Origin of the sequence: Methylotenera sp. (assembly GCF_030684185.1) — a bacterium.
GTDB lineage: Bacteria > Pseudomonadota > Gammaproteobacteria > Burkholderiales > Methylophilaceae > Methylotenera.
Map to the genome: position 1 here is coordinate 207,538 of NZ_JAUXOY010000027.1, position 26,112 is coordinate 233,649.

Sequence of the window (26,112 nt, forward strand, 5' to 3'; positions counted from 1 at the left end):
TTTTGATGCTCTCTTTTTCGTACCAACTTACTTATTAAACGTAGTTTTGTAGCGCATGTTTGCATTTAACTGGCCGCTTACAATATTGCATTTAGAACTTTAGGAATAAAACAGCATGGCATTGAATGTTGAAACACTCAGTAAATTAGAACGTCGCATCACGATTTCTGTTCCACTCCAGCCGCTTGAGGCGCAAATTAAACAGCGTTTAACTCAAGTGTCACGCACTGCAAAAGTTGCGGGTTTTAGGCCGGGTAAAGCACCATTAGGCTTGGTGAATCAGCATTATGGTGATCAAGTGCGTGATGAGGTTTATTCAGGCGCAGTTGAGAAAAGCTTTGGCGACGCGGTTGACGAAGCTAAATTGCGTGTAGCCGGCTTTCCTAATATTGAGCACAAACCCTTCGGTGCGGCTTCTGAGGCTTTAGAGTACACAGCAACGTTTGAAGTGTTTCCTGATGTTGTTTTTGGTGATTTATCAAAAATTAAAATCGAGCGTCCAGTGATTGAAGTGGCTGATGCTGACGTTAAGAAAACTTTAGACGTTTTAGTTAAGCAACGTGTGAGTTACGTTCCTGTTAAACGCGCGGCAAAAAAAGGTGATCGCATTAACGTGACGCTTAAAGCCTCTATTGATGGTAAAGAAGTTGAATCAACCGGTGACAAAGGTATTGATCTGGTTTTAGGTGAAGCAGGTCGTATCGAGTCATTTGATGAGCAATTGACTGGCGGCAAAGCTGGTAGCTCAAAACAATTCGAAATAACTTATCCTGCAGATCATAGCCCAGAGCAGCTTGCAGGCAAGACTGTGACTTATGATGTTACGTATGTAAGCGTATCAGAGCCGAAATTACCTGAATTGGATGCTGATTTTGCAAAAAGCCTCGGTATTGAAGATGGTGATGTAGAAAAAATGAAGGCCGAAATTACCGAGAGCTTAAAGCAAGAAGTAGCTAAGCGCGTTGCTGCAAAATTAAAAGAGCAGGTATTTCAGGCATTGGTAGAAAGTGCCGACTTTGAAATTCCACGCGTGTTGCTAGGCTCTGAAATCAACCGCATGATGGAAACTACAGCGCAAAACCTGAAGCAACGTGGTGCTGATTTAAGCACAATCAAGCTTGAACCGACCATGTTTGAAGATCAGGCCAAGCGCAGTACAAAGTTACGTTTGATTTTAGGTGAGCTTATTAATACCAATGGCTTGCATGCAAACGCTGACCAGATTCGCGCAATGGTTGATGTGTTCTCTCAGAGTTTCGAGCGCCCGGCGGATGTAGTGACTTGGTACTATGCTGATCATAAGCGTTTGGATGAGCCTTCAGCTTTAGCGACGGAAGAGAACGCAGTTGCTTGGGTGCTGTCTAAAGCTAGAGTAACTGATAAAAAAGTTAAATTTGATGATTTAATGGGAAATGCGTAAATGAATAATATGCAGCAACTGCAAGTGGACAATAATCCAGGTGTGCAAAATATGGCTCCGCAAGGTTTAGGCTACATCCCAATGGTAGTTGAGCAGAGTGGCCGTGGCGAACGTTCTTATGATATTTACTCACGTCTGCTAAAAGAGCGTGTGATATTTTTAGTAGGTCCTGTGAATGATATGTCGGCAAACTTAGTGGTTGCTCAGCTTCTTTTTTTAGAGGCTGAAAATCCAGATAAGGATATATCACTTTATATCAACTCTCCAGGCGGTTCCGTTACTGCAGGTATGTCGATTTATGACACTATGCAGTTTATTAAAGCGGATGTCAGCACCTTGTGTATTGGTCAAGCAGCCAGTATGGGTGCATTTTTGCTTGCAGCAGGCGCTAAGGGTAAACGGTTTAGTTTGCCTAATTCTCGAGTGATGATTCATCAGCCTTCTGGCGGCTTTCAAGGTCAATCATCAGATATTGAAATTCATGCGAAAGAAATCTTATATTTGCGTGGAAAATTAAATTCTATTCTGGCGCACCACACTGGTAAAACGGCTGAGGAAATTGACCGCGATACTGAGCGTGACAATTTCATGAGTGCTGAGCAGTCAGTTGAGTATGGAATGATAGATAAGGTCATTGCAAGTCGCACCGAAGCGGCATAAGATTGCTCTCAAGTTAGACTTTTTAAAGTCGTTATTAAGGTAGTAATGCTTCAAAAGCTTAACTATTGATGCAAGTTAAGACAAGTTAAGCTAATTTTTAAATAGGACATGATCAATGGCGACTAAAGCCGACGGCGACAAATTACTTTATTGCTCATTTTGTGGCAAAAGCCAACATGAAGTAAAAAAACTCATTGCAGGGCCATCCGTGTTCGTCTGCAATGAGTGTGTTGATTTATGCAATGACATCATCAGAGAAGAAGTTAAGAATACAGATGGCTTGAAGTCAACTGATGAGAGTTTGCCTACACCTCAAGAGATTTGTAAGATTCTCGATCAATATGTCATTGGGCAAACCCACGCTAAGAAGAATTTAGCGGTAGCTGTGTACAATCATTATAAGCGTTTAGGCCACAATAACTTAGCCGACGGCGGTCAAAAAGACGAAGTTGAAATTTCAAAAAGTAACATTTTGCTGATAGGGCCAACTGGTTCAGGCAAAACCTTGTTAGCACAGACCTTGGCAAGGTTGCTGGATGTGCCTTTTGTGATGGCTGATGCCACTACACTCACAGAAGCTGGTTATGTCGGTGAAGATGTTGAAAACATCATGCAAAAACTATTGCAAAAATGTGATTATGATGTAGAGAAGGCAAAGCGCGGCATTGTCTACATTGATGAAGTCGATAAAATCTCTCGTAAATCAGAAAACGCTTCTATTACCCGAGATGTGTCAGGTGAGGGAGTTCAACAGGCATTGCTTAAGTTGATTGAAGGCACCGTGGCTTCGATTCCACCACAAGGCGGCCGCAAGCATCCCAACCAAGAATTTGTTCAGCTTGATACCACTAATATTTTATTTATCTGTGGTGGTGCATTTGATGGTTTAGAAAAAGTGATCCGCCTGCGCTCTGAAAAAGGTGGTATCGGTTTTGGTGCTGAGGTAAAGGGCAAGAATGATATCCGTCAAGTAGGTGCCGTTCTGCGTGACGTAGAACCTGAAGATCTTATTAAGTTTGGATTGATTCCAGAATTTATTGGTCGTTTGCCTGTAGTAGCGACTCTTGAGTCTTTAGATGAAGCCGCACTAATGACTATTCTAACCGAACCAAAAAATGCGCTGACCAAGCAATACATCAAGTTATTCAAGATGGAAGGCGTGGAATTGGAATTTAGAGAGTCCGCACTGCTATTGATTGCTAAAAAAGCACTTGAGCGTAAAACGGGTGCGCGTGGTTTGCGCTCTATTTTAGAGCATTCTCTGTTGGATATTATGTACGAGTTACCTTCACTGAAAAATTTAAGTAAAGTGGTCGTGGATGAAGGTGTTATTCGTGGCGATACTCCCGCCTTATTGATTTATGAAGACAAGGCTACTGAAGAAGCCGTTGGCTAGAATGTAGCCAACATTCACTTTAAGTTTTTAATTGAGCGATTTCTATAATTTTAGACTTGAAGTGCATGGTTTCAGCCCCATAAATGGTTCTGTAAGCATTAATAGCTTAATACTTTAGCTTAAATTGGAAATCTCCATGACAAAATCATTACCTTTATACTCGGCAGATGACGGCTTGTTGCCGGTGTTACCTTTGCGCGATGTTGTCGTTTACCCACATTTGGTGATTCCTTTATTCGTAGGGCGGACTAAGTCAGTCAAGGCGCTAGAAATCGCATCAGAAGGTAACAAGCAAATTTTATTAGTTGCGCAAAAATCAGCTAATAAAGATGAACCTGATGCCGATGATTTGTATGAAGTAGGTACTATTGCTACAGTGCTACAAATGCTGAAGTTGCCTGACGGCACTGTTAAAGTCCTTGTTGAGGGTGTGCAGCGCGCTAAGGTCACTGGCTTTATTGAAACTGAAGAGTGTTTTGCTGCTCATGCAGAGTTGATTGCTGAATCTGTCAATGATGTTGAGATTCAGGCCTTAATGCGCACTGTATTTGCTCAGTTTGATCAATATGTAAAACTGAATAAAAAAATTCCTCCTGAAATACTCACATCGCTCGCCAACATTGATGAAGCAGGGCGTTTGGCTGATACCATTGCCGCACATTTAACCCTGAAGCTAGATGAAAAACAAAAGATTCTAGAAATGTTTAGTGTTGCTGAACGTCTGGAGCACTTGCTACGCTTGATGGAAGGCGAGATTGATATTCTGCAAGTAGAAAAGCGTATCCGCGGTCGTGTAAAACGCCAAATGGAGAAAACCCAGCGCGAATATTATTTAAATGAACAAGTAAAAGCGATTCAAAAAGAGCTTGGCGAGCAAGATGAAAATGCCGAAATGGATGATCTTGAGAAGCGCATAGAAGCTGCTCGTATGCCTAAGGATGCGCTGGCAAAAGTTGCTGGTGAGCTTAAAAAATTAAAGTTGATGTCGCCTATGTCTGCTGAAGCTTCAGTGGTACGTAACTATATTGATATTCTGATTAATTTGCCGTGGAAGAAAAAGACAAAAATCAGTAAAGATTTACTGGCGGCTGAGAGGATTCTGGATGATGATCACTATGGTCTTGAAAAAGTCAAAGAGCGTATTGTTGAATATCTCGCTGTGCAGCAGCGGGTAGATAAAATTAAAGCACCAATACTCTGTTTGGTTGGTCCGCCAGGTGTGGGTAAAACTTCGCTCGGACAAAGTATCGCCAAAGCGGTGAATCGTAAATTTGTGCGTATGGCATTAGGCGGTGTGCGTGATGAGTCTGAAATCCGTGGACATAGACGCACTTATATAGGCTCAATGCCAGGTAAGATTTTGCAAAGCATGAGCAAAGTAGGCGTTAAAAATCCATTATTTTTACTCGACGAAGTAGATAAAATGGGGCAAGATATGCGCGGTGATCCATCATCTGCCTTATTGGAAGTGCTAGATCCTGAACAAAATCATACCTTTGCTGATCATTATGTTGAAGTCGAATATGATTTGTCCGATGTGATGTTTGTAGCAACGGCTAACTCAATGAATATTCCTGCGGCGCTATTGGACCGTATGGAAATTATTCATCTTTCTGGTTATACCGAAGATGAAAAAGTAAATATCGCAATGCGCTATTTGTTGCCTAAGCAACTTAAATCTCATGGTCTAAAAGAGCAAGAGGTAAGTGTTTCTGAAGCCGCTGTACGGGATATTGTTCGTTATTACACACGCGAAGCTGGTGTACGTAAGTTGGAGCAGGAAATTGCAAAAGTTTGCCGAAAAGTAGTTAAAGAGTTACTGACGACTAAAGCCAAAGAGGGAGTAAAAGCACCTAAAAAAATTACCGTTACGCCTAAAACATTAGATAAATACCTTGGTGTGCAGCGCTACGATTACGGCGTTGCCGCAAAACAAAACCAAGTTGGACAAGTTACAGGTTTAGCTTGGACTTCTGTTGGAGGGGAGCTGCTGACAATTGAAGCTGTATTGTTACCAGGTAAGGGTAAAACTACCACTACTGGTAAACTGGGTGAAGTGATGAAAGAATCGACTCAGGCAGCGATGAGCGTCGTGCGAAGCCGTTCTAAGCGCCTTGGTATAGCAGATGATTTCTATGAAAAAAATGATATTCACATTCACTTTCCTGAAGGTGCTACACCCAAAGATGGTCCTAGTGCAGGTATTGCAATTACAACTGCGCTGGTTTCTATTTTGACAGGAATTCCTGTGCGTGCAGATGTTGCTATGACAGGGGAGATTACCTTAAGAGGTGAAGTGTTGCCAATTGGTGGTCTGAAAGAGAAATTGTTAGCCGCGCATCGTGGGGGAATTAAAACGGTTTTAATTCCACATCAAAATGTTAAAGATTTAGCCGACATACCAGAAAACATTAAAAATTATCTTGATATTCATCCTGTTCAATGGATAGATGAGGTATTGGCGCTAGCGCTGGCTTCACAACCTGTGCCTTTGCCTGATTTACCTATAGTTAATGAGGTTGTTACAAAAGATGCGCAACCTACTGATAAGTCAGTGGAAAATAAAACTTCTGTTGCAGAAGGTATTAAGCATTAATAAAATAAGTGTAAATCATAGGTGTAAACGCTTGACATAGTCTTTACGTGCTTGATATAAAGCTGAATGGGTATTTGATACCCAAATGATATTTGACCTTTGTTTAATCAAACTTAAGAGAGGATTACTCGTGAATAAATCAGAACTGATTGATAATATTGCAAGTGTAGCAGGCATATCTAAAGCAGCTGCAGGCCGCGCCTTAGACGCAACAACAGCTTCAATTACAACAGCGTTGAAAAAAGGCGATTTAGTTACTTTAATTGGGTTCGGTACCTTTTACGTTGGTAAACGTGAAGCACGTAATGGCCGTAATCCACGTACAGGTGCAACAATTAAGATTAATGCTGCAAATTCTCCTAAATTTAGGGCTGGTAAATCACTTAAAGATGCTGTAAACTAGCGTTTTTGTTGGTTAAGCAGGGTGCTTAGCTCAGTTGGTAGAGCGTCGCCCTTACAAGGCGAATGTCAGCGGTTCGACCCCGTTAGCACCCACCAAATAACCTGACAAAAGTGTGACTAAGTCGTTCCTTATTTTTTAAATTTGAGAGTGCTGGTAATTTAAGCACTCTTTTATTTTGCAAAAAAATAGGAGTGTGCTAATTAAGACGTATTGGTTTAATAATAATGCGTTTAGTTTTATGGAGTGGTAGTTCAGTTGGTTAGAATACCTGCCTGTCACGCAGGGGGTCGCGGGTTCGAGTCCCGTCCGCTCCGCCAAATAAAAATAGCGAGTCCTAGGACTCGCTATTTTTATTTGTATTTTTGATTTTTATGCGGCTAAAGATTAATATAAAACATGTATTGTGTAAGTGAATCAATTACACAACTTTCTTATGCTATATTAGTCACGTTTGTAATTTTTATTGTCATTAGTCATATTGCATCAATAGTTTTAAGCTTTAAGCTTAGTGTCTAGTACATATTTTTGGGTAGAAAATTTTTATGTTAGATGAAATTCGCAATGTAGCAAAAGGGTGGGTTGGAAAGGTTTTGTTGGCTTTGATAGCAATTCCTTTTGCATTATTTGGTATCGACTCTTATTTGAGTAGTGCAGGAAGTAATGTTACTGTCGCTAAAGTGGGTGGCAATGATATCTCTATGCAAGAGTACGACAATGCGCTGAAAAACATGCGTAATCGCTTACAGTCTGAAGGTAAATTTGAACAGTCGCAGCTAGAGAGTCCTGAAGTTAAATCTTTAGTGCTTAATCAGCTTATCAACAGGCAGCTTTTAAGTGACGAATTAAAGCGTGCTAAGTATGCAATCAGTGACGAGCAGTTAGCTACTTATGTAGTTGGTATGCCTGAATTCCAGAAGGACGGTAAGTTTTCACAAGAGATATATGATCAAACTTTAGCACAAAATCAACTTACGCCAACTAAGTTTGAAGCTGGAATGCGCGCTGACTTGCTTGCACAGCAAGCGCAAGATGGTATTGCAAAACTTGGCTTTATTTCTAATGCGCGTGCAGATGATATTTTTAAACTGACTAACCAAAAACGTGTTGTTACTGTAGCAGAAATAAAAACTAAAGATTTTATGAGTCAAGTGAATATAGATGCCGCCCAGGTTAAAGCTTACTATGATAAGCACAAAGATAAATTGATCGAACCAGAAAAAGTGAAAGTTGAGTACGTCACACTGGCTCCAGTTGACTTCATGCGAAGCATCCAAGTTGATGATGCAGAAGTGCAGAAGTTTTATGATGATAATGCTGATAAATTTCATGGTAGCGAGCAAAGACGCGCAAGTCATATTTTGATTGGCTTTGGTGTTAACGCCACGTCAGAGCAAAAACAACAAGCCAAACAAAAAGCGGAGACTATTTTGGCGGAAATCAAGAGGAATCCAAAGTCATTTGAAGCTCTCGCTATTAAGGAATCTCAGGATCCAGGGTCAGCTGTTAAAGGTGGTGATTTAGGCAGTTTTGCCCGTGGTGCAATGGTGAAACCGTTTGAAGATGCTGCTTTTAGTTTGAAAGTTAATGAAGTCAGCAATTTAGTAGAATCGGAGTTCGGATACCATGTTATCAAAGTGACTGAAATTACTGGACAGAATTCTGACTTTAATAGTTTGAAACCACAAATCAAAGGTGATTTGATGTTTCAAAAAGCTCAGGAAGAGTTTGCCAAGCAGGTAGAAACTTTTAGCAATTTGGTATATGAGCAATCTGGCAGCTTGCAACCAGCGGCCAAAGCATTTGGTGGTGAGGTGCAAAAATCTGATTGGTTGAGCCGTGATACAGGTGCCAAGTTCTTTAAAAACAATGAAAAAATCATGAACCTGATTTTTTCAAGTGAAGTGCTTAAAGACCGTCGAAATACTGAAGCCGTTGAAGTTTCCCCTAATAATTTAATCTCTGCACGTGTAGTTGAATACAAACCAGCCGCGCCTAAAAACTTTGATGAAGTGAAAGCTGGTATCGAAGCATTGCTGAAATTAGAAGCTGCATCTAAATTAGCTTTAGATAAAGGTGAGGCGGCATTGAAAAATCTGCGTGAAGGTAAAGAAGCCTCTGGAATTGAATGGATTCCGGAAGTAACGGTAGACCGTAGAAATGCACAAGGTTTAACAGATTTAGCGATGAGTCAGGTTTTTAAAACTAATGCAGCTAACTTACCTGCTTATTCTGGATTGGCCGATAATAAACAAGGTTATCTGCTCGTTAAAGTGATTAAAGTTGATGCGGCTACACCTGCTGATGATGAAGCAAAAAAAGTGGCTAAAGCAGCGTTAAATGTAGCCCTGGCAAGTGAGTATCTTGCAGCATACAAGCAATCTCTGCGCGAAAAAGCTAAAGTAACCGTGAATGAAAAGCTTTTGCTAAGTGAAGCTGTTAAATAGCTGAAACTGTGAAATAGTTACAGTTATTATTTGGTAGTCATAGACAATAAAAAAGGCACCAAGGTGCCTTTTTTAATTATAGCCAAAAGTTATTAACTAGGTTGTAATTAACATCATAAATTATGATTCTTTATTCAATGACACCAGCTGCTGTAATGTTCATGCCGCCATCTACATAGGTTATTTCCCCAGTAATGCCTGAAGCTAAATCACTACATAAAAATGCTGCTGCATTACCGACTTCTTCAATTGTCACATTGCGTCGTAAGGCAGCATGTTTTTCGTTGAAGCCTATCATTTTGTCAAAGTCAGCAATGCCGGACGCGGCCAGTGTTTTAATTGGGCCGGCAGACACTGCGTTAACGCGAATGCCTTTTGGACCTAAGCTTTGTGCCATATAGCGCACGTTAGCTTCAAGGCTGGCTTTGGCTAGACCCATGACGTTGTAATTAGGCATAGTGCGTTCAGCACCTAAGTAACTAAGTGTGAGTAAGCTACCATTTCTTCCTAGCATCATTGGTAATGCTGCCTTAGCAAGTGCGGCAAAACTGTATGAGCTGATATCATGTGCAATGCGGAAGTTTTCCCGGGTTACTTTTTCTAGATAATCGCCATCAAGTGCATCTTTTGGTACGAATGCTATTGAATGTACAATGGAGTCAATACCATCCCAATGTTTTGCAATCGCAGGGAATAGGGCTTCAATCAGGCTATCCTCTGCAACATCGCAATGAAAAACCAGTTTAGAATCAAAATCAGCAGCTAATCCAGCAACACGGTCTTTGTGTTTTTCTACTTGATAGGTGAAGGCCAGCTCTGCACCTTCACGTTTCATTGCTGCAGCAATGCCGTAGGCGATTGAGCGGTTGCTTAGTAAACCAGTAATTAATATTTTTTTACCTGCTAAAAATCCCATGACATTAATCCTATCTTTAATTCTTGAATATACGTTCTAATGTTGACTGCTTCTCGGGTTGTACGCATCGCGCAAACCGTCACCCAGCAGATTATACCCTAACACGGTTATCAATATAGCAAGCCCTGGAAATAGTGACAGCCACCATGCAAATTGGATATATTCTTTACCATCAGTCAAGATGTTTCCCCATGATGCTTGAGGTGCTTGTACACCCAGTCCTAAAAAGCTTAATCCTGATTCCACCAGCACTGCGCTGGCAATGCCTAGAATCGAACTGACAATAATTGGCGTTAAGCTGTTTGGTAGTAAATGCGTAAATATTAACCTGGTATCTTTTGCGCCTAAGGTTTGGGCGGCCAATACAAATTCTCTATTGCGTAAGCTTAAAAACTCTGCTCTTACCAGCCTTGTTACACCCATCCAGGATGTTAATCCAATCACAATCATAATATTCCAGATGGATGGCGTTAAAAATGCAATGACCGCTAAAATTAAAAAGAAAGTGGGGATAGAGAGCATGACATCAACAATACGCATGATAAGGGTGTCGACCCAGCCACGATAAAAGCCTGCTATGGCACCTAGAACGATGCCAATCGCTGTGGATATACCTACAGCCACAAAACCAACCATTAACGATATACGGGAGCCGTATAGCATGCGAGAGAATACGTCGCGTCCTAATCCATCGGTCCCCATTAAATGATGGGTTGAAGGCGATAGCAAAATTGCTTTTACATCGATTGCATCTGGATCATAAGGGGCTATAAAAGGTGCAATTAAAGCGAGTATTAAGATGCTTGTAATAATTATGAAGCCCAATAAAACCAGTGGGTTAGCTAGCAGTTTTTTCATTGCATGACACCTCGTCTAACACGAGGGTCTGCCCAGGCATAAGCGACATCGGCTAACAGATTGCCAATCAAAGTAAGTACTGCACCAATGGTCAGAATGCCCATAATTACAGGAAAGTCGCGCATTAGTACTGCATCATAAAATAACTTACCCATACCTGGGATGGCAAAGATGCTTTCAGCAATTACTGAGCCACCTATCAAACCTGGAATGGATAACCCAAAAATTGTAATGAGAGGGAGTAGTGCATTACGAAGTGCGTGACCGTATATCACGCGATTTTCGCTTAAGCCCTTTGATCTGGCCGTAGTGATGTAGTCTTGATGCAGTACTTCTAACATGCCATTACGCGCAAATAACGATATGCCGGCAAGGCCAGTGAGCCCGGAAATAAATACAGGTAAAACCAGGTGTTTGAGTGTGTCTAATGTTTGTGCTATCCAGCCCATATTTTCATGACCGATGCTTTGTAACCCTGAAATAGGTAGCCAGGCATGTTGTACGCCTGTCCAATACATCAGCATAAGTGCCAGCCAGAAACCAGGAATAGCAAAACCTATGAATACAAATAAGGTAATGCCACGGTCTGCCAACTGATTTTGCTTAAGCGCCGAAATAACGCCTAGCGGCAGTGCGATGCCTATAATTAAAATAAGGCTGAGTACGTTGATTAGCAGAGTAATCGGCAGCGCTTCTTGAATCATGCCTAGGGTGATGTTGCCATCTTTATCTTTGGTTTGCCAAAACACAGGACGCTGATGCGATGCAAATGAGGTGCCAAAGTCTAAGGTTGCGATACGTTTTAACCATAAACCATATTGCACAATAATAGGCTTGTCCAGACTATATAATTCACGTAGCTTTTGTCGTGATTCCTCGCTTGCTTTTGGGTTGAAACTAGCTTCACTGGTCGTAATGTCGCCTGGCGCTAAGTGCATGATGAAAAATGAAATAAGGCTGATGCCAATTAACAACGGAATCATCCAAAGGAATCTTTTTAGCAAGTACTTAAGCATGGTTTATGGTTCGATTTAAAGTGGCTCGATTCATACTAGTTCTCGCTCATTTCAGTACGCACATAAGCTTTGGGGATGTACCATTCATAGGTGTTATGGCCTATTCCAGCTGGTGGTGCAGGGTTGCTTATGCCTTTAACGCGTTTGTGAATGGCGGTTAGTCCATAACCAGCTGAGAGATATACGATAGGGCTGTCTTCAAGCAATATTTTTGAAAATTCATGATAAATTTTCATGCGTTTGTCAGGGTCAAGTTCTAATCTGCCAGCTTCAAGCAGTTTATCCACCTGTGAATTACTATAGCTAATGAAATTAAACTGACCCGCTGCCTGTTGGCTGGAATGCCAGATGCTGTATTGGTCTGGGTCTAGCGATAAGCTCCAGCCTAATACAACCACATCAAATTCTTTTGGTTTAATAAAACGCCCTAGAAAACTGGCCCACTCTAATACGCGAATATTGGCATCAATGCCAATTTCTTTTAGACGACGCTGAATCAAGACCCCAGTCATTTCGCGCTCTTTATTTTGATTGGTCAAAATCTCGAAACTAAAAGGTTTTCCATCTTTATCTAAAATGCCATCACCGTCATGGTCTTCATATCCAGCTTCTTTTAATAATGCTTTAGCTTTAGCGGGGTCGTAAGCGTAGGGTTTAAGTTCAGGATTGCTCCAGCGCGTGCCAGGTTTGTAGGGTGATGCAACTGGCTCGCCAAGACCTAGTAAAACGCCGTCAATGATTTCTTGCTTATTGATGGCGTAGTTAATGGCTTGGCGGACACGAATATCATCAAACGGTTTACGTTTGAGGTTAAATCCCATGTAGGTATAGCTGTTGCCAAGCTCCTTATACAATGCAATATTTTTATTAAGGTCAGGTCGGGCTGGAAAAATTCTAGCGTATTGAATAGGGTTCAAGCCCATAGAATCGATATTATCTGCACTGAGTTCTAAAAATTGTGCGGCTTTATCCGGGATGATGCGTGACATTAAGTGATCAATCTTGGCTTGGCCTTGCGTCGCATTTATGTTACGCGTGAGTTTTAAATACTGACCATTCTTCCATTTCTCTAATTTATAGTAGTGGCTGCCAATAGGATTGCGTGCAAATGCCGTAGTGTTAATGTCCTGATCTTTTAGTAAGTGTTTTGGCAGGATATGTAAACTCGCCCACGTTTCCAATGCAGGGGCATAGGGGGCAGCATAAGTTACCCGAAATGTATTTATATCTGGCGTTTCAGCTTTAATGACCAGTTTATAATCTGAGCCATAAGGCGTGCGGGTATTCTCATCGGTAACTTTTTGCCAGGTAAATAATACATCTTCACTAGTTAAAGGCTGGTTGTCAGCCCATTTAAGATCAGGTTTTAGATGGAAAGTAATGGTTTTATGGTCATCGGATATGTCCCAGGATTGGGCTAATTCTCCTGATAACTCTAAGTTTTTATCGTATTTTAAAAGACTGTTAAAAATGTTGCCGGCAATCGCAGATGCTGCAGATTCGCCAGCAATCATGGCAATTAATCCACTAGGCTCACCCATCATTGCGTTTATCAGCGTGCCACCGTTACTTGCAGGGTAAGTTTTGGTGTAATCAATCGCGTTAGCTTTATTGCTGGTGGAATCTCCACAAGCTGAAGTCAGTATTACGCATAGTGTTATTAGCGCTAAGGTAGTACTTCTATGTTGATGGTGATTGATTAACATGCTTTCAAAAAGAACATTAAATTTAATAATAATTAATTATGACGTTTTGGCTTAGAGGGGGTTGCCTTAACCTTAGACTTGCTAGCGCTGGATTTGCTTTGGCTAGATTTCGTACCGACTCTCGCTTTTTCATTACTGTTTTTTGCATTATTTTTTTTGCCAGACATATTTTTTTCAGCAGTATTTTCTTTTATTTGTTTTTTAGTATTTGACGTATCAGTTGCATCACGAAGTATGGTGAGTAGTTGTCCAGCTTTTACATGATTATTTTTTAGCGAGTTTGATGCAATGATTTGCTTAATGCTCACGTCATATCGCTTTGCAATCACTTGCATAGTTTCACCTTTTTTTACTTTGTGTGTGACGCTGTTTTGTTTCACAGGTTCATTTTTATTACCTTCTGGATCGTCAGACGTTGAGCTTGCGGTCAGTTTTTCGGTATCCGCCATGTCAATATTGGCTGAGCTTTGCTTGGTATTTAAGTCATTGGCCGATTCAAGAGTTTGTGTTGACGATATTTCATTTGAGGCTGTGGTTTTTGATGCATTGAAATTAGTGCGGTTGCCGTTGGGCACTAAAATTGTGGATGAATTTTTAAATTTATCACGGGCGGGTAAGTTGTTGGCATTGCGCAGTTGTTCAACCTGGATTCCAAATTTCGATGCGATATTATCCATTCGTTCGCCACGTTTAGCGTAGTAGGTTTGCCAGCTGACCAGTGGTTTATCGTAAGTAGCCAGGTTATTTCTAAAGGTTTGTGCCGACAATATTGGCAGTAGCAATTCATGTTTGTCGCCACTACCTGTAATTACCGGTCGATTATAACTAGGGTTAAGTGCAAGAAACTCACTGTCAGTGATTTCTGCAAACTTTGCCGCCAAGTGCGAATCTATTTGTGCGGGGGCGCTCACTTTGGTGAAATAGGGTGTATTGGCAATGGTTTGTATTTTCAGGCCATAATCACCCGGGTTCGTCATTAAGTTTTTAATGGCCTGAAGCTTCGGCACATAATTTTTAGTTTCTGTGGGTAGGCTTAAACTCTCGTAATTTGTAGGTAAACCAAGTTTACGATTACGTTCAATAGCACGTCCAACAGTGCCTTCACCAGCGTTGTATGCGGCTAGTGCTAAATCCCATGAGCCAAACATGCCATATAGTTTTTGTAAATACTCAAGTGCAGCGTCGGTAGCAAAAGTGACATTTCGTCTATTATCAACCCACCAGTTTTGCTTAAGTCCAAAATGCTTGCCAGTGGACGGTATAAACTGCCAGATGCCAGATGCGCTGCTGGTTGAATAAGCTTGAGGGTTGAATGCGCTTTCTATCATGGGCAATAATGCGATTTCAGTAGGCATGCCACGTTTTTCGACTTCTTCTACAATATGGAATAAGTATCTTTGACTACGCTCTACCATGCGTTTGATGTAATCAGGACGGGAGCTGTACCATTCTTCATGTCGTGTGACCAGGCTTGAAGTGGAGTCTGGCATTGCGTAACCATTTTTAATGCGTTGCCAGAGATCGTCGCTGCTGACAGTTATAGTCTCTGGCTCATCGTTTGCATCAACACGAAGTTCTCTATCGAATGAATCACCTAAACGATTTTCAGCAGGTTTTTTTATGTCTAATGGGTTGTAATTTCCTAAGTCTCTGGGTGCGGGCTTAAAGGTGTCGTCAGCATAAATAATGATTTCTTCACCTGCCACATTGGTTTCAGCGAGGGCAACGTTACAAGTGACTCCAATTATAGCCAGTAATCCTGACAATATGAGCTTGGTTACAGGCTTGGTAGCTACAAGTTTGGTAGTTAAGAGTTTAATAGTTGTTTTCTTGAAGTTGCGGTGTATGACACTTACAAATTGATGGGCGTGTGAAAAATTTAGCAGAAACATGAAAACGCTCAAAATCAAAATATATGCCGATATTAACAAAAAATAAAGACTAAGGTCAAGTTAAAGTTAATTAACAATCACTTTAAAAATAATCAGTATCTTAATGATTAATAATGATTTCTTTTTTCTCTTACGGTGCTGAATACTTCTAAATCACACGCATCGGTTAATTGGATGGAAGATTGAATTTCACTGCTCGAACTACGTAAAAATGGATTTGTAGCAAGCTCTAAACCGATAGTGGAGGGTAGGCTAGGCGTATTTATATCTCGTAATTTTTGTGTATGCTTAAAGCGTTGAATAAGGGCTTGGTTATTAGGCTCAATCGTTAGTGCAAATTTGATATTGTGCAAGGTATACTCATGCGTGCAATAAACTTTTGCTGTAGCTGGTAATGCTGCCAGTTTTTGTAAAGAGTCATACATTTGTGCGGCAGTACCTTCAAATAATCGGCCACATCCTGCACCAAATAAGGTGTCGCCACAGAACAATAGATGATGATTATTTGAATAATAGGCAACATGGCCTAATGTGTGGCCCGGTAGTTCTATCACCTTAAATTCAAGATTCAGCGCTTTTAGGGTAAGCGTATCGGCTTCCCCTACGGGTATATGTTCAAATGCATACTGCTCAAGCCTAGGAGCATAGACCTTAGTTTTAGGATATTTTTCAAGTAATTCTGCTACACCGCCAATATGGTCATGATGATGATGAGTGATTAAAATAGCGCTAAGGTTGAGGTTTAAGCGCTGCAGTGTATCATTTACTGGTGCAGCATCACCTGGGTCGACGATGACAGCTTGGATGCCATTATGTATCAGCCAGATATAATTATCCTTAAAGGCAGGAATTGGTATAATTTGCTGATTATGATTCATACTATCTATCATTTGGCCTGCGTACTTAAATGTCAATAGCGACAAGCTTAAATCAAAATCAGCAGCAAGCTTGGTTTACTTCCAATGCTGGCCAATATTTGCAGGTTAAAGAGCAAGCCTTATATGATCAGGCAGTATTTGATTTATTTGGATTTAATGCGCTGCAAATGGGGTGTGCGCAAATGGATTTGTTGCGTAATTCCCGTATTCCAAACCGATTTGTCGCATCTGAATTTGCCACGAGTACAGCGCAGAATCATTTAAGCTGTAGTGATGACTTTTTGCCTTTTTCTGAAATGAGCCTTGATTTATTGTTATTACCGCATCGCTTAGAATTCAGCGAACGTCCGCATCAAACGCTACGTGAAGCGGCAAGGGTGATGATGCCGGAAGGGCATCTGCTGATTTCAGGTTTTAATCAGCTAAGTCTTTGGGGCGCTGCCGCAGGTTTTAAAAAAGCATTTTCAAACAAGGCAATATATCCGTGGAATGGCAAATTTATTGGGTTGGCACGTTTGAAAGATTGGCTTGCACTGCTTGGTTTTGAAGTGTTGTCTGTTGAAATGTGTTGTCATGTTCCTCCATTTGAACAGTCATCCTGGCACCAGCGATTTTCATTTATGGATAAAGTGAGTGGCCGGCGCTGTGCTATGCTTGGCGGGGTATACTTTATTGTGGCTAAAAAGCGCATAGTGGGTATGACGCCAATCAAACCTCATTGGAAGCTTGCTCCCTTGAAGACGCCATTGATTGTGAGTCCAACCAGATCAAAACCAAGTCAAAACAGCTTGTTAGAACAACAAAATATTAAAATTCAACATAAATAATAAATTAATTTAAAAAAAGATTGTGTTTTTAGGCGTGACAGAAAAAATTATAAGTAAAATTAGTGAAGTTGAAATTTATGCAGATGGTGCCTGTAAAGGCAATCCTGGTCCTGGTGGGTGGGGAGCATGGATTAGTTATGCGGGCCGTGAAAAAGAATTATTTGGCGGGGAACTGTTAACCACAAATAATCGCATGGAGCTTACAGCTGTGATTCGTGCTTTAGAAGCGCTTAATCGGTCATGTCATGCCAAGGTATTTACTGATTCAGTGTATGTGCAAAAAGGTATTTCTGAGTGGATTATTGGCTGGAAAGCACGTAACTGGCGTACTGCAGATAAAAAACCTGTTAAAAATGATGACTTATGGCGCGTTTTGGATGTGTTGGCGCAACAACATACAGTACAGTGGATTTGGGTGAAAGGTCATGCCGGCAATGCAGGCAATGAGCGGGCTGATATGCTGGCTAATAAGGGTGTGGAACAAGTTTTGCAGGGAGAGGTTAGTACATAATGCGCCAAATATTTTTAGATACTGAAACCACGGGTTTGTATCATGCGCAGGGCCATCGTGTGATTGAAGTTGCGGCGGTGGAGGTGGTGAATCGCAGACTGACAAAACATCATTTTCACTATTACCTGAATCCAGATCGTGAGATAGATCAGGGTGCACAAGAGGTACACGGTATTTCATTAGAGTTTTTGCAAGATAAACCACGTTTTGCTGATATTGCCAATGAATTAATTGCATTTATTGCTGACGCCGAGCTGATTATGCATAACGCGCCATTTGATGTGGGTTTCCTGAATTGCGAATTTGGGTTAATCGAACAGAAGCCAGTTGAAAGTATCGTTGCTAAAGTTACTGATACGCTTAAAATTGCAAAAGAAATGCGTCCTGGGCAGCGAAATAGTCTGGATGCGCTTTGCAGGCACTATGGCATTGATAACTCCAGGCGCACATTGCATGGCGCGTTGCTGGATGCTGAGTTATTAGCCGACGTGTATATGGCAATGACGCGTGGCCAGGATAGTTTAATGATCGAACTTGATAAGCCAAACAAAAAACATCATGACATTGCTGCACAAAATGCACTGCCATTGCAGATTAAACTAGCCAGTCAAACAGAAGTATCTGCACATCATGAGTATTTAGCCACGTTGGCAAAGTCTGGCGGTTGTTTATGGAACACGCTTGAATTACAAACCACTATAGAAAAGTTAGAAAGTTAATTTTATGAATAATACGATTATTGTGACTGGTGGCGCTGGTTTTATCGGTGCTAATTTTGTGTTAGCTTGGGTAAAACAAGGTTTAGGCACAGTGGTAAACCTTGATAAGCTTACTTATGCAGGTAATTTAGAAAATCTTGTTGAGATACAACATAATCCACATCATGTTTTCGTACATGGCGATATTGGAGACAGGACACTTTTAGACAAACTTTTGTCAGAGCATCGACCTTGTGCTGTGGTGAATTTTGCAGCAGAAAGTCATGTGGATCGTTCTATTCACGGCCCCGAAGATTTTATTCAAACCAATGTGGTGGGTACATTTCATTTGTTAGAGGCGGTGCGTGCCTATTGGGGTAGTTTAAGTCATGAAAACCGCCAGAACTTTCGATTTTTACATGTTTCTACCGATGAAGTGTATGGATCGCTTGGTAAAACCGATGCTGCGTTTACAGAATCGCATACTTATGCGCCTAATAGCCCATATTCTGCCTCTAAAGCAGCTTCAGATCATTTGGTACGTGCTTACCATCACACGTACGGCTTGCCGACGCTCACCACTAATTGCTCCAACAATTACGGGCCACATCATTTCCCTGAAAAGTTAATACCTTTAGTAATTCATAATGCGCTTGCAGGTCTGCCATTGCCAATCTATGGTACTGGACAGCAGATTCGTGATTGGTTGTATGTAGAGGATCATTGTGCTGCGATTAGACGAGTTTTAGAAGCAGGAAAGGTAGGTGATGTTTACAATGTAGGTGGCTGGAATGAAAAGCCAAATATCGAAGTAGTGAAAACTCTATGCAGAATGCTGGATATAAAAAAACCGCGCGCCGATGGTAAATCTTATGTTGATCAAATCACTTTTGTTGAGGACAGGTTAGGACATGACCAGCGCTACGCGATTGATGCGACGAAAATTGCCAGTCAATTAGGCTGGAAACCAAAAGAGACTTTTGAGTCTGGTATTGAAAAAACCGTGAACTGGTATCTGGAGCACCAGGAATGGGTTGCAAATGTTACCAGTGGTGATTATCGCCACTGGGTAGCAAAGCATTATGCAGAGCGGGGTGAAGAACTTGCCTAATAACCAGACGCTTTGGTATGCTTGTTAACTATTTTAGTTGTAAGTAATTAACCCAGTGCATCTGCCCAGTTATTAGGCGTCTCATATAAACGTACTTTTTCCAGCTTCAAATGGTTGCCGTAGGTGTCTTGATACTGGGTTTTTAGTATTTTAAATGCTTCGGCAGCCATATTTTCTGCTGTAGGAACGGTCGGAAATATAACAGTTTTATGATTTGTTAGTGTATTTAGAAAATTCAATATTTCTAAGTCGTGTTGATACACTAAAAATGCATGGTCCCAGACATCAACGACAGAGGTTTTAGCGATTTTTTTAACATCTGAAAAGTCCATGACCATGCCATTTTCTGAAGTGCCTTCTTGCGAAATGATGTCGCCAGACAAAGTAATTTCAATGGCATAGCGATGCCCATGTAAATTTTTACACTGGCTTTTATGGCTTGGGATACGATGCCCGGCATCAAACTCTAGGCGGGTGGTAATTTGCATGATAGTGACTTAAATTGAAGGTTGATGGCAATTATACGCTGACTTGTTTGTAATTTTGACAGATTGAAATTTTAGCTGATCTAATTCAAATGGTTGCTTAAACTCGTCGTACAGTTTCAAATGTATTTAGCCATAAGAGAAACTGATCAAATTGCATTGGTTTTCCGTAATAGTAACCTTGTATTTTTTCACATTTCAATTCTTTTAGTATAGTTAGGCAAGCTAAGTTTTCTACCCCCTCTGCGACCACTTCTTTACCCAGGCTATGCGCTAGTTTCACTACTGATTGAACGATTTCTTTATCCTGATTAGATGTTGCAATGTTACGCACAAATGATTGGTCGATTTTAACGATATCAATCGGCATGTTGCGTAAACGCGCCATAGATGAATAACCTGTACCAAAATCATCCAGGGCAAGTTTACAACCTAATAGTTTAATTTTATCAATGACTTGAGAGACTTTTAATTCATCAACTAAAATGTCGCTTTCGGTAATTTCAATAATCAGGTTTTCAGCAGGTATTTGCCAAAGTGCAATGGACTGTGCGAGTAATGCTGGTAAGTCTGCATCTAATAAGTCAATGCTGCTTAAATTGATAGTGAGTGCAATATTATATTGATGCGCTGACATGAGTTCAGCACAACGCTGGCAAGCATTGTTGATGAGCCACCGAATAAATACCTTGCCAAAACCTTTTTTGTAAATGACATCAATGAGTCTGGCTGGAGACAAAGATTGCCATTCTTGATTCGGCCAGCGCAATAATACTTCAGCACTCATGCATATTTCATTTGTGCCTACTTTATGATGAATACTGACGATGGGTTGCAGAAACACAGCCAACTCATTTTGTTGCAAAGCTTCAATAATGGCCTCATCAAGCAAGTGAGTATTCATGAAGGATGAAGATATATGCTGATCGTAGATCTTAATTTGTTCGTTTTTAATAATGGCGTGGTGCAATGCTAATCTTGCATATTCATAGATTGAAATGGCATTTGTTTGAATATTGAATGTACTAATAGCACCAAAGAAGGGTTTCAAAATCAAGGTGATATTTTCTAGCGGTAACTCAGTTTCAAATGCATGTATTAGCCTTGTAGCAATTAGACTAAGTTGAGTTGGTGATTTTAATGGATGGATTAGGATTGCAAGCTCGATTGGGCCAACATAGAATAAAGTCGCATGCTCATTTAAATGTTGTTGAATGGTGTTTATTGCCGCTTGCATTAAGCTGGTAGCTGACGAATTTAATTGACTATCTTCATCAAAATTGATGTTTAGGTTCACCAGGATTAAACCCAGATGGTTTGGTTCAGACTTTTTGCCACTAGTCTCATTTGAACTTAAAAGCAATTTATGGCTATTAGTATTTAAATGTTGTTTAAGCAGGCTGGCTAATAAATGCTGGTTTGGCAGGCTCGTATCCAAATCAAAATTCTGGACGTAACTAAATTTATATTGCTCAAGTTGATTGGTTACTCGTGCAATCAGACGCATTAACAGACTTTGAAACTGCGAATTTTTTGCAGACTTTAATTCTAAGCCACGAGCGAGTAGAAAAGCAGCATCTAGATTTTCGCCGAATTTGTAATCGTTAAGCCATGCTAGCAATAACTGGTTTATTTGATGGTTAAATTGCGCCCAATTTAATTGTTGTGGCCATCGGCTAATTAAATGTGATGTATTTTCCAGAACACTACTTCTCACATTAAATGGAGCAGGTGATTTGATAAACTGGTTAAATATTTGCGGATTAAAATAAAAATCACCTGTGACATCTGAGGCTTTTAATTGGTAACTATTCATGATTTGCAGCAATAAATTTGAATCTAATTCAATTGCAAAATCTTGGTATAGCGATGATGAACCTGGCTGATTAGCGGCTGTTAATGTATCGTTGGATAGCTTAGCCATAGTAATTATTTGAGCTCAATCCATAACTATCGGGAGGCAACCCTCTTAATATTTTATAAGGCTCTCCTGTAGGCGTAAGCGGTGCGTTGATTAAGTTGATAATCGCAGGATATTCATTTTTGGTTTTATCCGGATTCAGTAATATCATGACTCTTGGCAGTAAACGGCGCACGCTGTTTTGCTGGATGACCACGCCCACTTCACCAGAGTTTAGCTCAACAAGAGAACTTACCGGGTACATGCCTAAAAACTGCACTAATTGATCGATTAAAACACCATTAAACTTGAAGCCGCGTAAAGAATGAATTTCTTCCAAGGCCAGTTGGTTATAAACGCCTTTCGCATACACTTTATTTGTTGTGAGGGCACAGTATGTGTCTATCAGACCAGCCATTTGACCCGTTAAGCTAATTTGATTTCCTGAGAGTTTGTATGGATAGCCGCTGCCATCAATACGTTCGTGATGCTGTGAAACAGTTAAAATCACCGTGCCTGAAATGTTATCCGTCACTTCGAGTAAACCTAAGGCAAAGTCAACGTGTTTCTTCAGGATTTCGAACTCTTGATGAGTAATTTTATCTTGCTTGTGTAAAAGTTCTGTCGGGATTTTTGCTTTACCAATATCTTGTAATAAGCCCGCTAAGCCTAAATCTTTCACTTGTTTTTTAGGCAGTGACATGAAGTTTGCCAAGGCCATTAGTGTAATTGATACGCTAAGCGCGTGGTTGTAGGCATAGTCGTCTGTTTGTTTAAGTTTAGCCAACCAAATCAGCGCATCCGGATTGCGCTCTATACTTTCAACCATGCCATCCAAAGCTTCATGGATGTTGGTTAAATCAATTTCTTGGTCTAAGGCGAGCGCTTCAAACATTTGTCGCGTGGCGAGTTGTGATTTCTCATATACAGGGTAAATTACGGCTATTTCATCTTCAACGGGTGGTGCTTCATCAAAAATAGTGATTTTGTAACCATCAATGGTATTTTGATTTTTTGCAAGTTCGGCCTTTAATGCCGCTTTATCAACAACAGCCTGGAGTTTTTTTTGTTTTCCTCCCCAGCTGGTTAATCCGGAAATAAAGTTTGAGAAATCCGTTTTAATTTGACTTGTGAGTGTTGGGTTTTTAGTAACCTCACTTTTCGCTAAACTTGCCACATTAGTATTTGTATATTGCATATTAAATATTGCATCAGCAGTATTTTTGTTTGTCGATGAAGATTGCGCACTTTGATTGCTTGTATGAAGTTCTTTCAGGGCATCAAAAAATGAAAACTTCCCAGTTTGCGTATTTGTTTCAGTTGATTTAGCTGAACTATCCGTAGATTTTTTTGGTAAATCAGCGTTTACAATGACGCGATTTATAGCGCCATCACGCTTGATTGCAACTTGCTCTTTGGGAGTGGCACTAAAGTGCCTGCCAGCAGATAAGGTTCTATCAATATACACAAATTCACATATGCCTGTAATTGTCTCGATTTGCTCATTATCTTCAATGAGCAGACCTTCAAGCATAAATGGCGTATCTAGCCATGGCCTATCAAGCTCAGAGACATACATGCCAACGTCTAGTTGGGATACCGGGGTTTTTTCTCGACGAATGTCACTCACTCAACATGACCCTTGAACGATTTTATTAAAATGATTACTTTCATACGCATGATTATATTGTAGGGCAATACTTTTTTTAAAGCATTTACACTTGTTTACCTAGGAGCTTTTAAGTTTACTTGGGAGTTGATTTTTTAAAGCATTGATTAAGACTATGATTACAGCAGTTTTTTAGGTTTACTGATAAGCTTTAATGCTTTATTTCCAAACGTAACATTTTATAAATAGCCAATCTTTCAGCTGTTATTTTGTTGGCTGCTACGGCCTCAGTGATTGCGCAATCTGGCTCTTGTAAATGTTTACAGTTGTTAAATCTGCATTTACCTAAAAACGGCCTGAATTCTACAAATGCATGTTCAAGTTCATCTGTACTGAGATGATGTAAGCCAAACTCTTGTAATCCTGGCGAGTCTATCAGTTGGCTATATTCATCAAGGTGATATAAATGCGCCGCAGTAGTCGTGTGTTTGCCGCTGTCCAGCACATGGCTTACTTCTCGCGTCCGTACAGCTTCATTCGGCAGCAGTGCATTGATGATGGTGGATTTACCCATGCCAGACTGACCCACCAAAATACTTGCCTCATCTTGCAGATAAGGCCTAAGTGAGGAAATGTCCTCTTTAGCTGAGAGTGATATTACCTGATAACCTAGTGCGGTATATAGCGCAAGCTTCTGTTTAGCATCATCATTATCGGCTAGGTCACACTTATTCAGTACAATAAGTGCCTTGATATTCGCGGCTTCTGCGGCTATTAAGCAGCGATTGAGCAGGGCTTCATAAAAGCTAGGCTGCGTGGCAAGTACGATGATGATTTGCGTCACATTAGCCGCCAGCATTTTGCTTTTAAATGCATTGCTACGGTACAGTAAGGTTTTACGTGGCAGGGTGGTTTCTACTACACCTTCGTGCTTGTCTGTGAGTTTGATGGTGACAATATCGCCACAGGCTAAATCAGTTTTTTTCCCACGCGTGACACAGCTGATACGTTTTTTGCCATCAGTTAACTCAACCTGAAAACGCTTGCCATAAGCTGCAACAACGGTGCCTTGCAAAGGAGGTATAAAACTTGATGTTACAGCAGTTTGAGTAGTCAAATTATTCTGTGAATTTGTAATAAGTTTGGTTGAGATATTTGGCCACGTTAAGCTCTTCGTCTTCAAACCATTTTAAGCCTAAGTTAGTATTGCAATTACGTACTTGTGCAACTAAGCCTTTTGAAGTTTTTACCTTGCGATCTTTACGCATGTATATCTCAGAGCCGTCTCCACCAAAACTTTGGGCATGACAGCTGATGCAGTTCTTAGATACGAGCGCTTTGCCTGCGGTTGCATCAGCTCCAGTATAAGGCTCAGCAAATGTAAGGTTGCTTAACATTAATAAGCATGCTAAAAGTACGGATTTCATCGTGATAGCTCCGCTTGAGTTTTCAGCTAGTATACGCTGCTAATTTAGAAATCCTAATGCTCGCAGGCGGATGAGAGTCATAAAATGCCGAATGTAAGGGGTCTGGCGTCAGCGTGGATGCATTATCACGGTATAGTTTAACCAGCGCCTTAACCAGTTCTTTAGCGCTTGCGTGATTGGCCGCATAGTCATCTGCCTCAAATTCATTTTTACGTGAATAACTGGCCATGATAGGGCGAAGCAAAAATAAGAACACAGGTGACACCATTAAAAACAAGACCAAAGCCATATAGTCGCTTTTTTGTGTAACGCCTAGTCCTGTGTAAAACCAAGGTTGATTGATTAGCCATCCGAGCAATGCCAAACCTAAAAAGCTTACCAAGAACATCAGTACGATGCGTTTAATGACATGGTGATGTTTAAAATGTCCTAGTTCGTGTGCTAAAACTGCTTCTATCTCATCTACGTTTAATCTTTCAAGCAAAGTGTCAAAGAACACAACACGTTTCGATGACCCAAATCCAGTGAAATAGGCATTGCCGTGGCTGCTTCGAGCAGAACCGTCCATCACAAAAAGACCTTGTGATTTAAAACCACATTTTGTCAATAATGTTTCAATGCGCTGCTTTAGATTCTCATCTTTTAGCGGAGAGAATTTATTAAATAAAGGTGCAATAAATGTCGGATATACAGCTAACATGATGAGATTGAAAACACTCCACACTAGCCATAAATACAGCCACCAGTATTGCCCAGCACCTTGCATGAGCCATAAGGCGGCAAACAAAATAGGCGCACCTAAGGCAAGCCCTACCAAGCTATGTTTTACAAGGTCACTCAAGAACATTGCAGGGGTCATTTTGTTAAAGCCGAATTTTTCGTCAATGACAAAGGTTTTGTAATATTCGAATGGTAAGTCAATGAAACTGCTGACTAATAATGCACTGCAAATAACTAGGGCTCCACGAATAATCTCTTGAGTTGGCAGTAAGTTACGCCAAATATCGTCAATTAGCTGCAATCCACCGCCGAGCGTTAATGCGGCAAGCAATAAGGCCGCCACTACAGCTTCAATGATGACTAATCTTGTTTTAGCTGATGCATAATCTGCGGCTTTCTGGTGCGCATCTAACGTAATGTTATTTTCAAAAGCTGCTGGCACTTGCTTGCGATGTGTTTGCACATAAGAAATGTGCCTGCGACCCAGCCACAAGCGTATCAAAGTAGTAGTGATAAGCAAAAAAATGAAGGTAAAGGTGAGTACAGAAGACATGTTTTTATAGCTCTACTTTATGGTTCAATATGTTAATTAAGTTAATATAGTATTGTGAAGCATTTTGTTGGTGATAGTTCATCAAG

The 26,112-nt window shown here is 40.7% G+C and carries 22 protein-coding genes and 2 tRNA genes; 12 read left to right on the plus strand and 12 right to left on the minus strand.

Features of this window, described 5'->3' with window-relative positions; all coding sequences use genetic code 11:
* Positions 1-115: 115 nt before the first annotated feature.
* The 8 genes from tig to Q8J82_RS10980 all read left to right on the plus strand — a co-directional run bounded on the left by tig (position 116) and on the right by Q8J82_RS10980 (position 8,919).
* On the plus strand, positions 116-1,420 hold the full coding sequence (tig, locus tag Q8J82_RS10945) for a trigger factor (RefSeq protein WP_304908316.1): 1,305 nt from the start codon (positions 116-118) through the stop codon (positions 1,418-1,420).
* Between the two features lie 9 nt (positions 1,421-1,429).
* Positions 1,430-2,080: an ATP-dependent Clp endopeptidase proteolytic subunit ClpP gene (gene clpP / locus Q8J82_RS10950; protein WP_304890416.1), complete on the plus strand. Its 651-nt coding sequence runs from the start codon at positions 1,430-1,432 to the stop codon at positions 2,078-2,080.
* Positions 2,081-2,195: 115 nt separating this feature from the next.
* Positions 2,196-3,476, plus strand: a complete 1,281-nt coding sequence (gene clpX, locus Q8J82_RS10955) for an ATP-dependent Clp protease ATP-binding subunit ClpX (protein ID WP_304890413.1) — start codon at positions 2,196-2,198, stop codon at positions 3,474-3,476.
* 136 nt (positions 3,477-3,612) lie between these two features.
* Positions 3,613-6,072: an endopeptidase La gene (gene lon / locus Q8J82_RS10960; protein WP_305327397.1), complete on the plus strand. Its 2,460-nt coding sequence runs from the start codon at positions 3,613-3,615 to the stop codon at positions 6,070-6,072.
* 130 nt (positions 6,073-6,202) lie between these two features.
* On the plus strand, positions 6,203-6,475 hold the full coding sequence (locus tag Q8J82_RS10965; protein ID WP_304890411.1) for an HU family DNA-binding protein: 273 nt from the start codon (positions 6,203-6,205) through the stop codon (positions 6,473-6,475).
* Positions 6,476-6,494: 19 nt separating this feature from the next.
* Positions 6,495-6,570 (plus strand) — tRNA-Val (locus Q8J82_RS10970).
* 145 nt (positions 6,571-6,715) lie between these two features.
* A tRNA-Asp gene (locus Q8J82_RS10975) sits at positions 6,716-6,792 on the plus strand.
* Positions 6,793-7,017: 225 nt separating this feature from the next.
* Entirely contained in the window at positions 7,018-8,919 is a 1,902-nt protein-coding gene (locus Q8J82_RS10980) for a SurA N-terminal domain-containing protein (protein ID WP_305327396.1), read from the plus strand.
* Positions 8,920-9,049: 130 nt separating this feature from the next.
* On the opposite strand, the gene fabI is transcribed toward Q8J82_RS10980, so the two are convergent.
* The 6 genes from fabI to gloB form a co-directional block, all read right to left on the minus strand.
* Complete coding sequence (gene fabI, locus Q8J82_RS10985; RefSeq protein ID WP_304908312.1) at positions 9,050-9,835, minus strand: enoyl-ACP reductase FabI; 786 nt, start codon at positions 9,833-9,835, stop codon at positions 9,050-9,052.
* A 36-nt stretch (positions 9,836-9,871) separates the two neighbouring features.
* A complete protein-coding gene (locus tag Q8J82_RS10990; protein WP_305327395.1) occupies positions 9,872-10,693 on the minus strand; it encodes an ABC transporter permease in 822 nt (273 codons plus the stop codon).
* The gene (locus tag Q8J82_RS10995; protein ID WP_305327394.1) at positions 10,690-11,709 is read right to left on the minus strand and encodes an ABC transporter permease; all 1,020 of its coding nucleotides are present in this window, start codon (positions 11,707-11,709) and stop codon (positions 10,690-10,692) included. Before Q8J82_RS10995 ends, Q8J82_RS10990 begins: the two co-directional genes overlap by 4 nt.
* Before the next feature lie 35 nt (positions 11,710-11,744).
* Positions 11,745-13,415, minus strand: coding sequence for a peptide-binding protein (locus tag Q8J82_RS11000; protein ID WP_305327393.1), 1,671 nt, complete (start codon positions 13,413-13,415; stop codon positions 11,745-11,747).
* Positions 13,416-13,447: 32 nt separating this feature from the next.
* A complete protein-coding gene (locus tag Q8J82_RS11005) occupies positions 13,448-15,307 on the minus strand; it encodes a transglycosylase SLT domain-containing protein (protein WP_304908308.1) in 1,860 nt (619 codons plus the stop codon).
* A 107-nt stretch (positions 15,308-15,414) separates the two neighbouring features.
* The gene (gene gloB / locus Q8J82_RS11010) at positions 15,415-16,185 is read right to left on the minus strand and encodes a hydroxyacylglutathione hydrolase (RefSeq protein ID WP_305328303.1); all 771 of its coding nucleotides are present in this window, start codon (positions 16,183-16,185) and stop codon (positions 15,415-15,417) included.
* Between the two features lie 29 nt (positions 16,186-16,214).
* Between gloB and Q8J82_RS11015 the strand changes: the two genes are divergently transcribed.
* The 4 genes from Q8J82_RS11015 to rfbB are packed head-to-tail and all read left to right on the plus strand — an operon-like array spanning position 16,215 to position 19,332.
* Positions 16,215-17,012 carry a methyltransferase domain-containing protein gene (locus Q8J82_RS11015; RefSeq protein ID WP_304908306.1) on the plus strand — a complete coding sequence of 266 codons (798 nt, stop codon included), beginning with the start codon at positions 16,215-16,217 and terminating at the stop codon, positions 17,010-17,012.
* A 34-nt stretch (positions 17,013-17,046) separates the two neighbouring features.
* Positions 17,047-17,523 carry a ribonuclease HI gene (gene rnhA / locus Q8J82_RS11020; RefSeq protein ID WP_304890688.1) on the plus strand — a complete coding sequence of 159 codons (477 nt, stop codon included), beginning with the start codon at positions 17,047-17,049 and terminating at the stop codon, positions 17,521-17,523.
* Positions 17,523-18,242, plus strand: coding sequence for a DNA polymerase III subunit epsilon (gene dnaQ / locus Q8J82_RS11025; RefSeq protein WP_305328304.1), 720 nt, complete (start codon positions 17,523-17,525; stop codon positions 18,240-18,242). The genes rnhA and dnaQ overlap by 1 nt, the downstream gene beginning before the upstream one ends.
* A 4-nt stretch (positions 18,243-18,246) precedes the next feature.
* Entirely contained in the window at positions 18,247-19,332 is a 1,086-nt protein-coding gene (gene rfbB / locus Q8J82_RS11030; protein WP_305328305.1) for a dTDP-glucose 4,6-dehydratase, read from the plus strand.
* Between the two features lie 47 nt (positions 19,333-19,379).
* Here rfbB and queD read toward each other — a convergent pair whose 3' ends face one another.
* The 6 genes from queD to Q8J82_RS11060 all read right to left on the minus strand — a co-directional run bounded on the left by queD (position 19,380) and on the right by Q8J82_RS11060 (position 26,026).
* Positions 19,380-19,820 carry a 6-carboxytetrahydropterin synthase QueD gene (queD, locus tag Q8J82_RS11035; protein ID WP_304908303.1) on the minus strand — a complete coding sequence of 147 codons (441 nt, stop codon included), beginning with the start codon at positions 19,818-19,820 and terminating at the stop codon, positions 19,380-19,382.
* A 97-nt stretch (positions 19,821-19,917) separates the two neighbouring features.
* On the minus strand, positions 19,918-21,741 hold the full coding sequence (locus Q8J82_RS11040) for an EAL domain-containing protein (protein ID WP_305328306.1): 1,824 nt from the start codon (positions 21,739-21,741) through the stop codon (positions 19,918-19,920).
* The gene (locus Q8J82_RS11045) at positions 21,734-23,347 is read right to left on the minus strand and encodes an HD-GYP domain-containing protein (protein WP_304908301.1); all 1,614 of its coding nucleotides are present in this window, start codon (positions 23,345-23,347) and stop codon (positions 21,734-21,736) included. The genes Q8J82_RS11040 and Q8J82_RS11045 overlap by 8 nt, the downstream gene beginning before the upstream one ends.
* Positions 23,348-23,537: 190 nt before the next feature.
* Entirely contained in the window at positions 23,538-24,443 is a 906-nt protein-coding gene (gene rsgA, locus Q8J82_RS11050; protein ID WP_304908300.1) for a ribosome small subunit-dependent GTPase A, read from the minus strand.
* A gap of 1 nt (position 24,444) precedes the next feature.
* A complete protein-coding gene (locus Q8J82_RS11055) occupies positions 24,445-24,723 on the minus strand; it encodes a cytochrome c (RefSeq protein ID WP_304908299.1) in 279 nt (92 codons plus the stop codon).
* A 52-nt stretch (positions 24,724-24,775) separates the two neighbouring features.
* On the minus strand, positions 24,776-26,026 hold the full coding sequence (locus tag Q8J82_RS11060; protein WP_304890601.1) for a M48 family metallopeptidase: 1,251 nt from the start codon (positions 26,024-26,026) through the stop codon (positions 24,776-24,778).
* Positions 26,027-26,112: the final 86 nt, after the last annotated feature.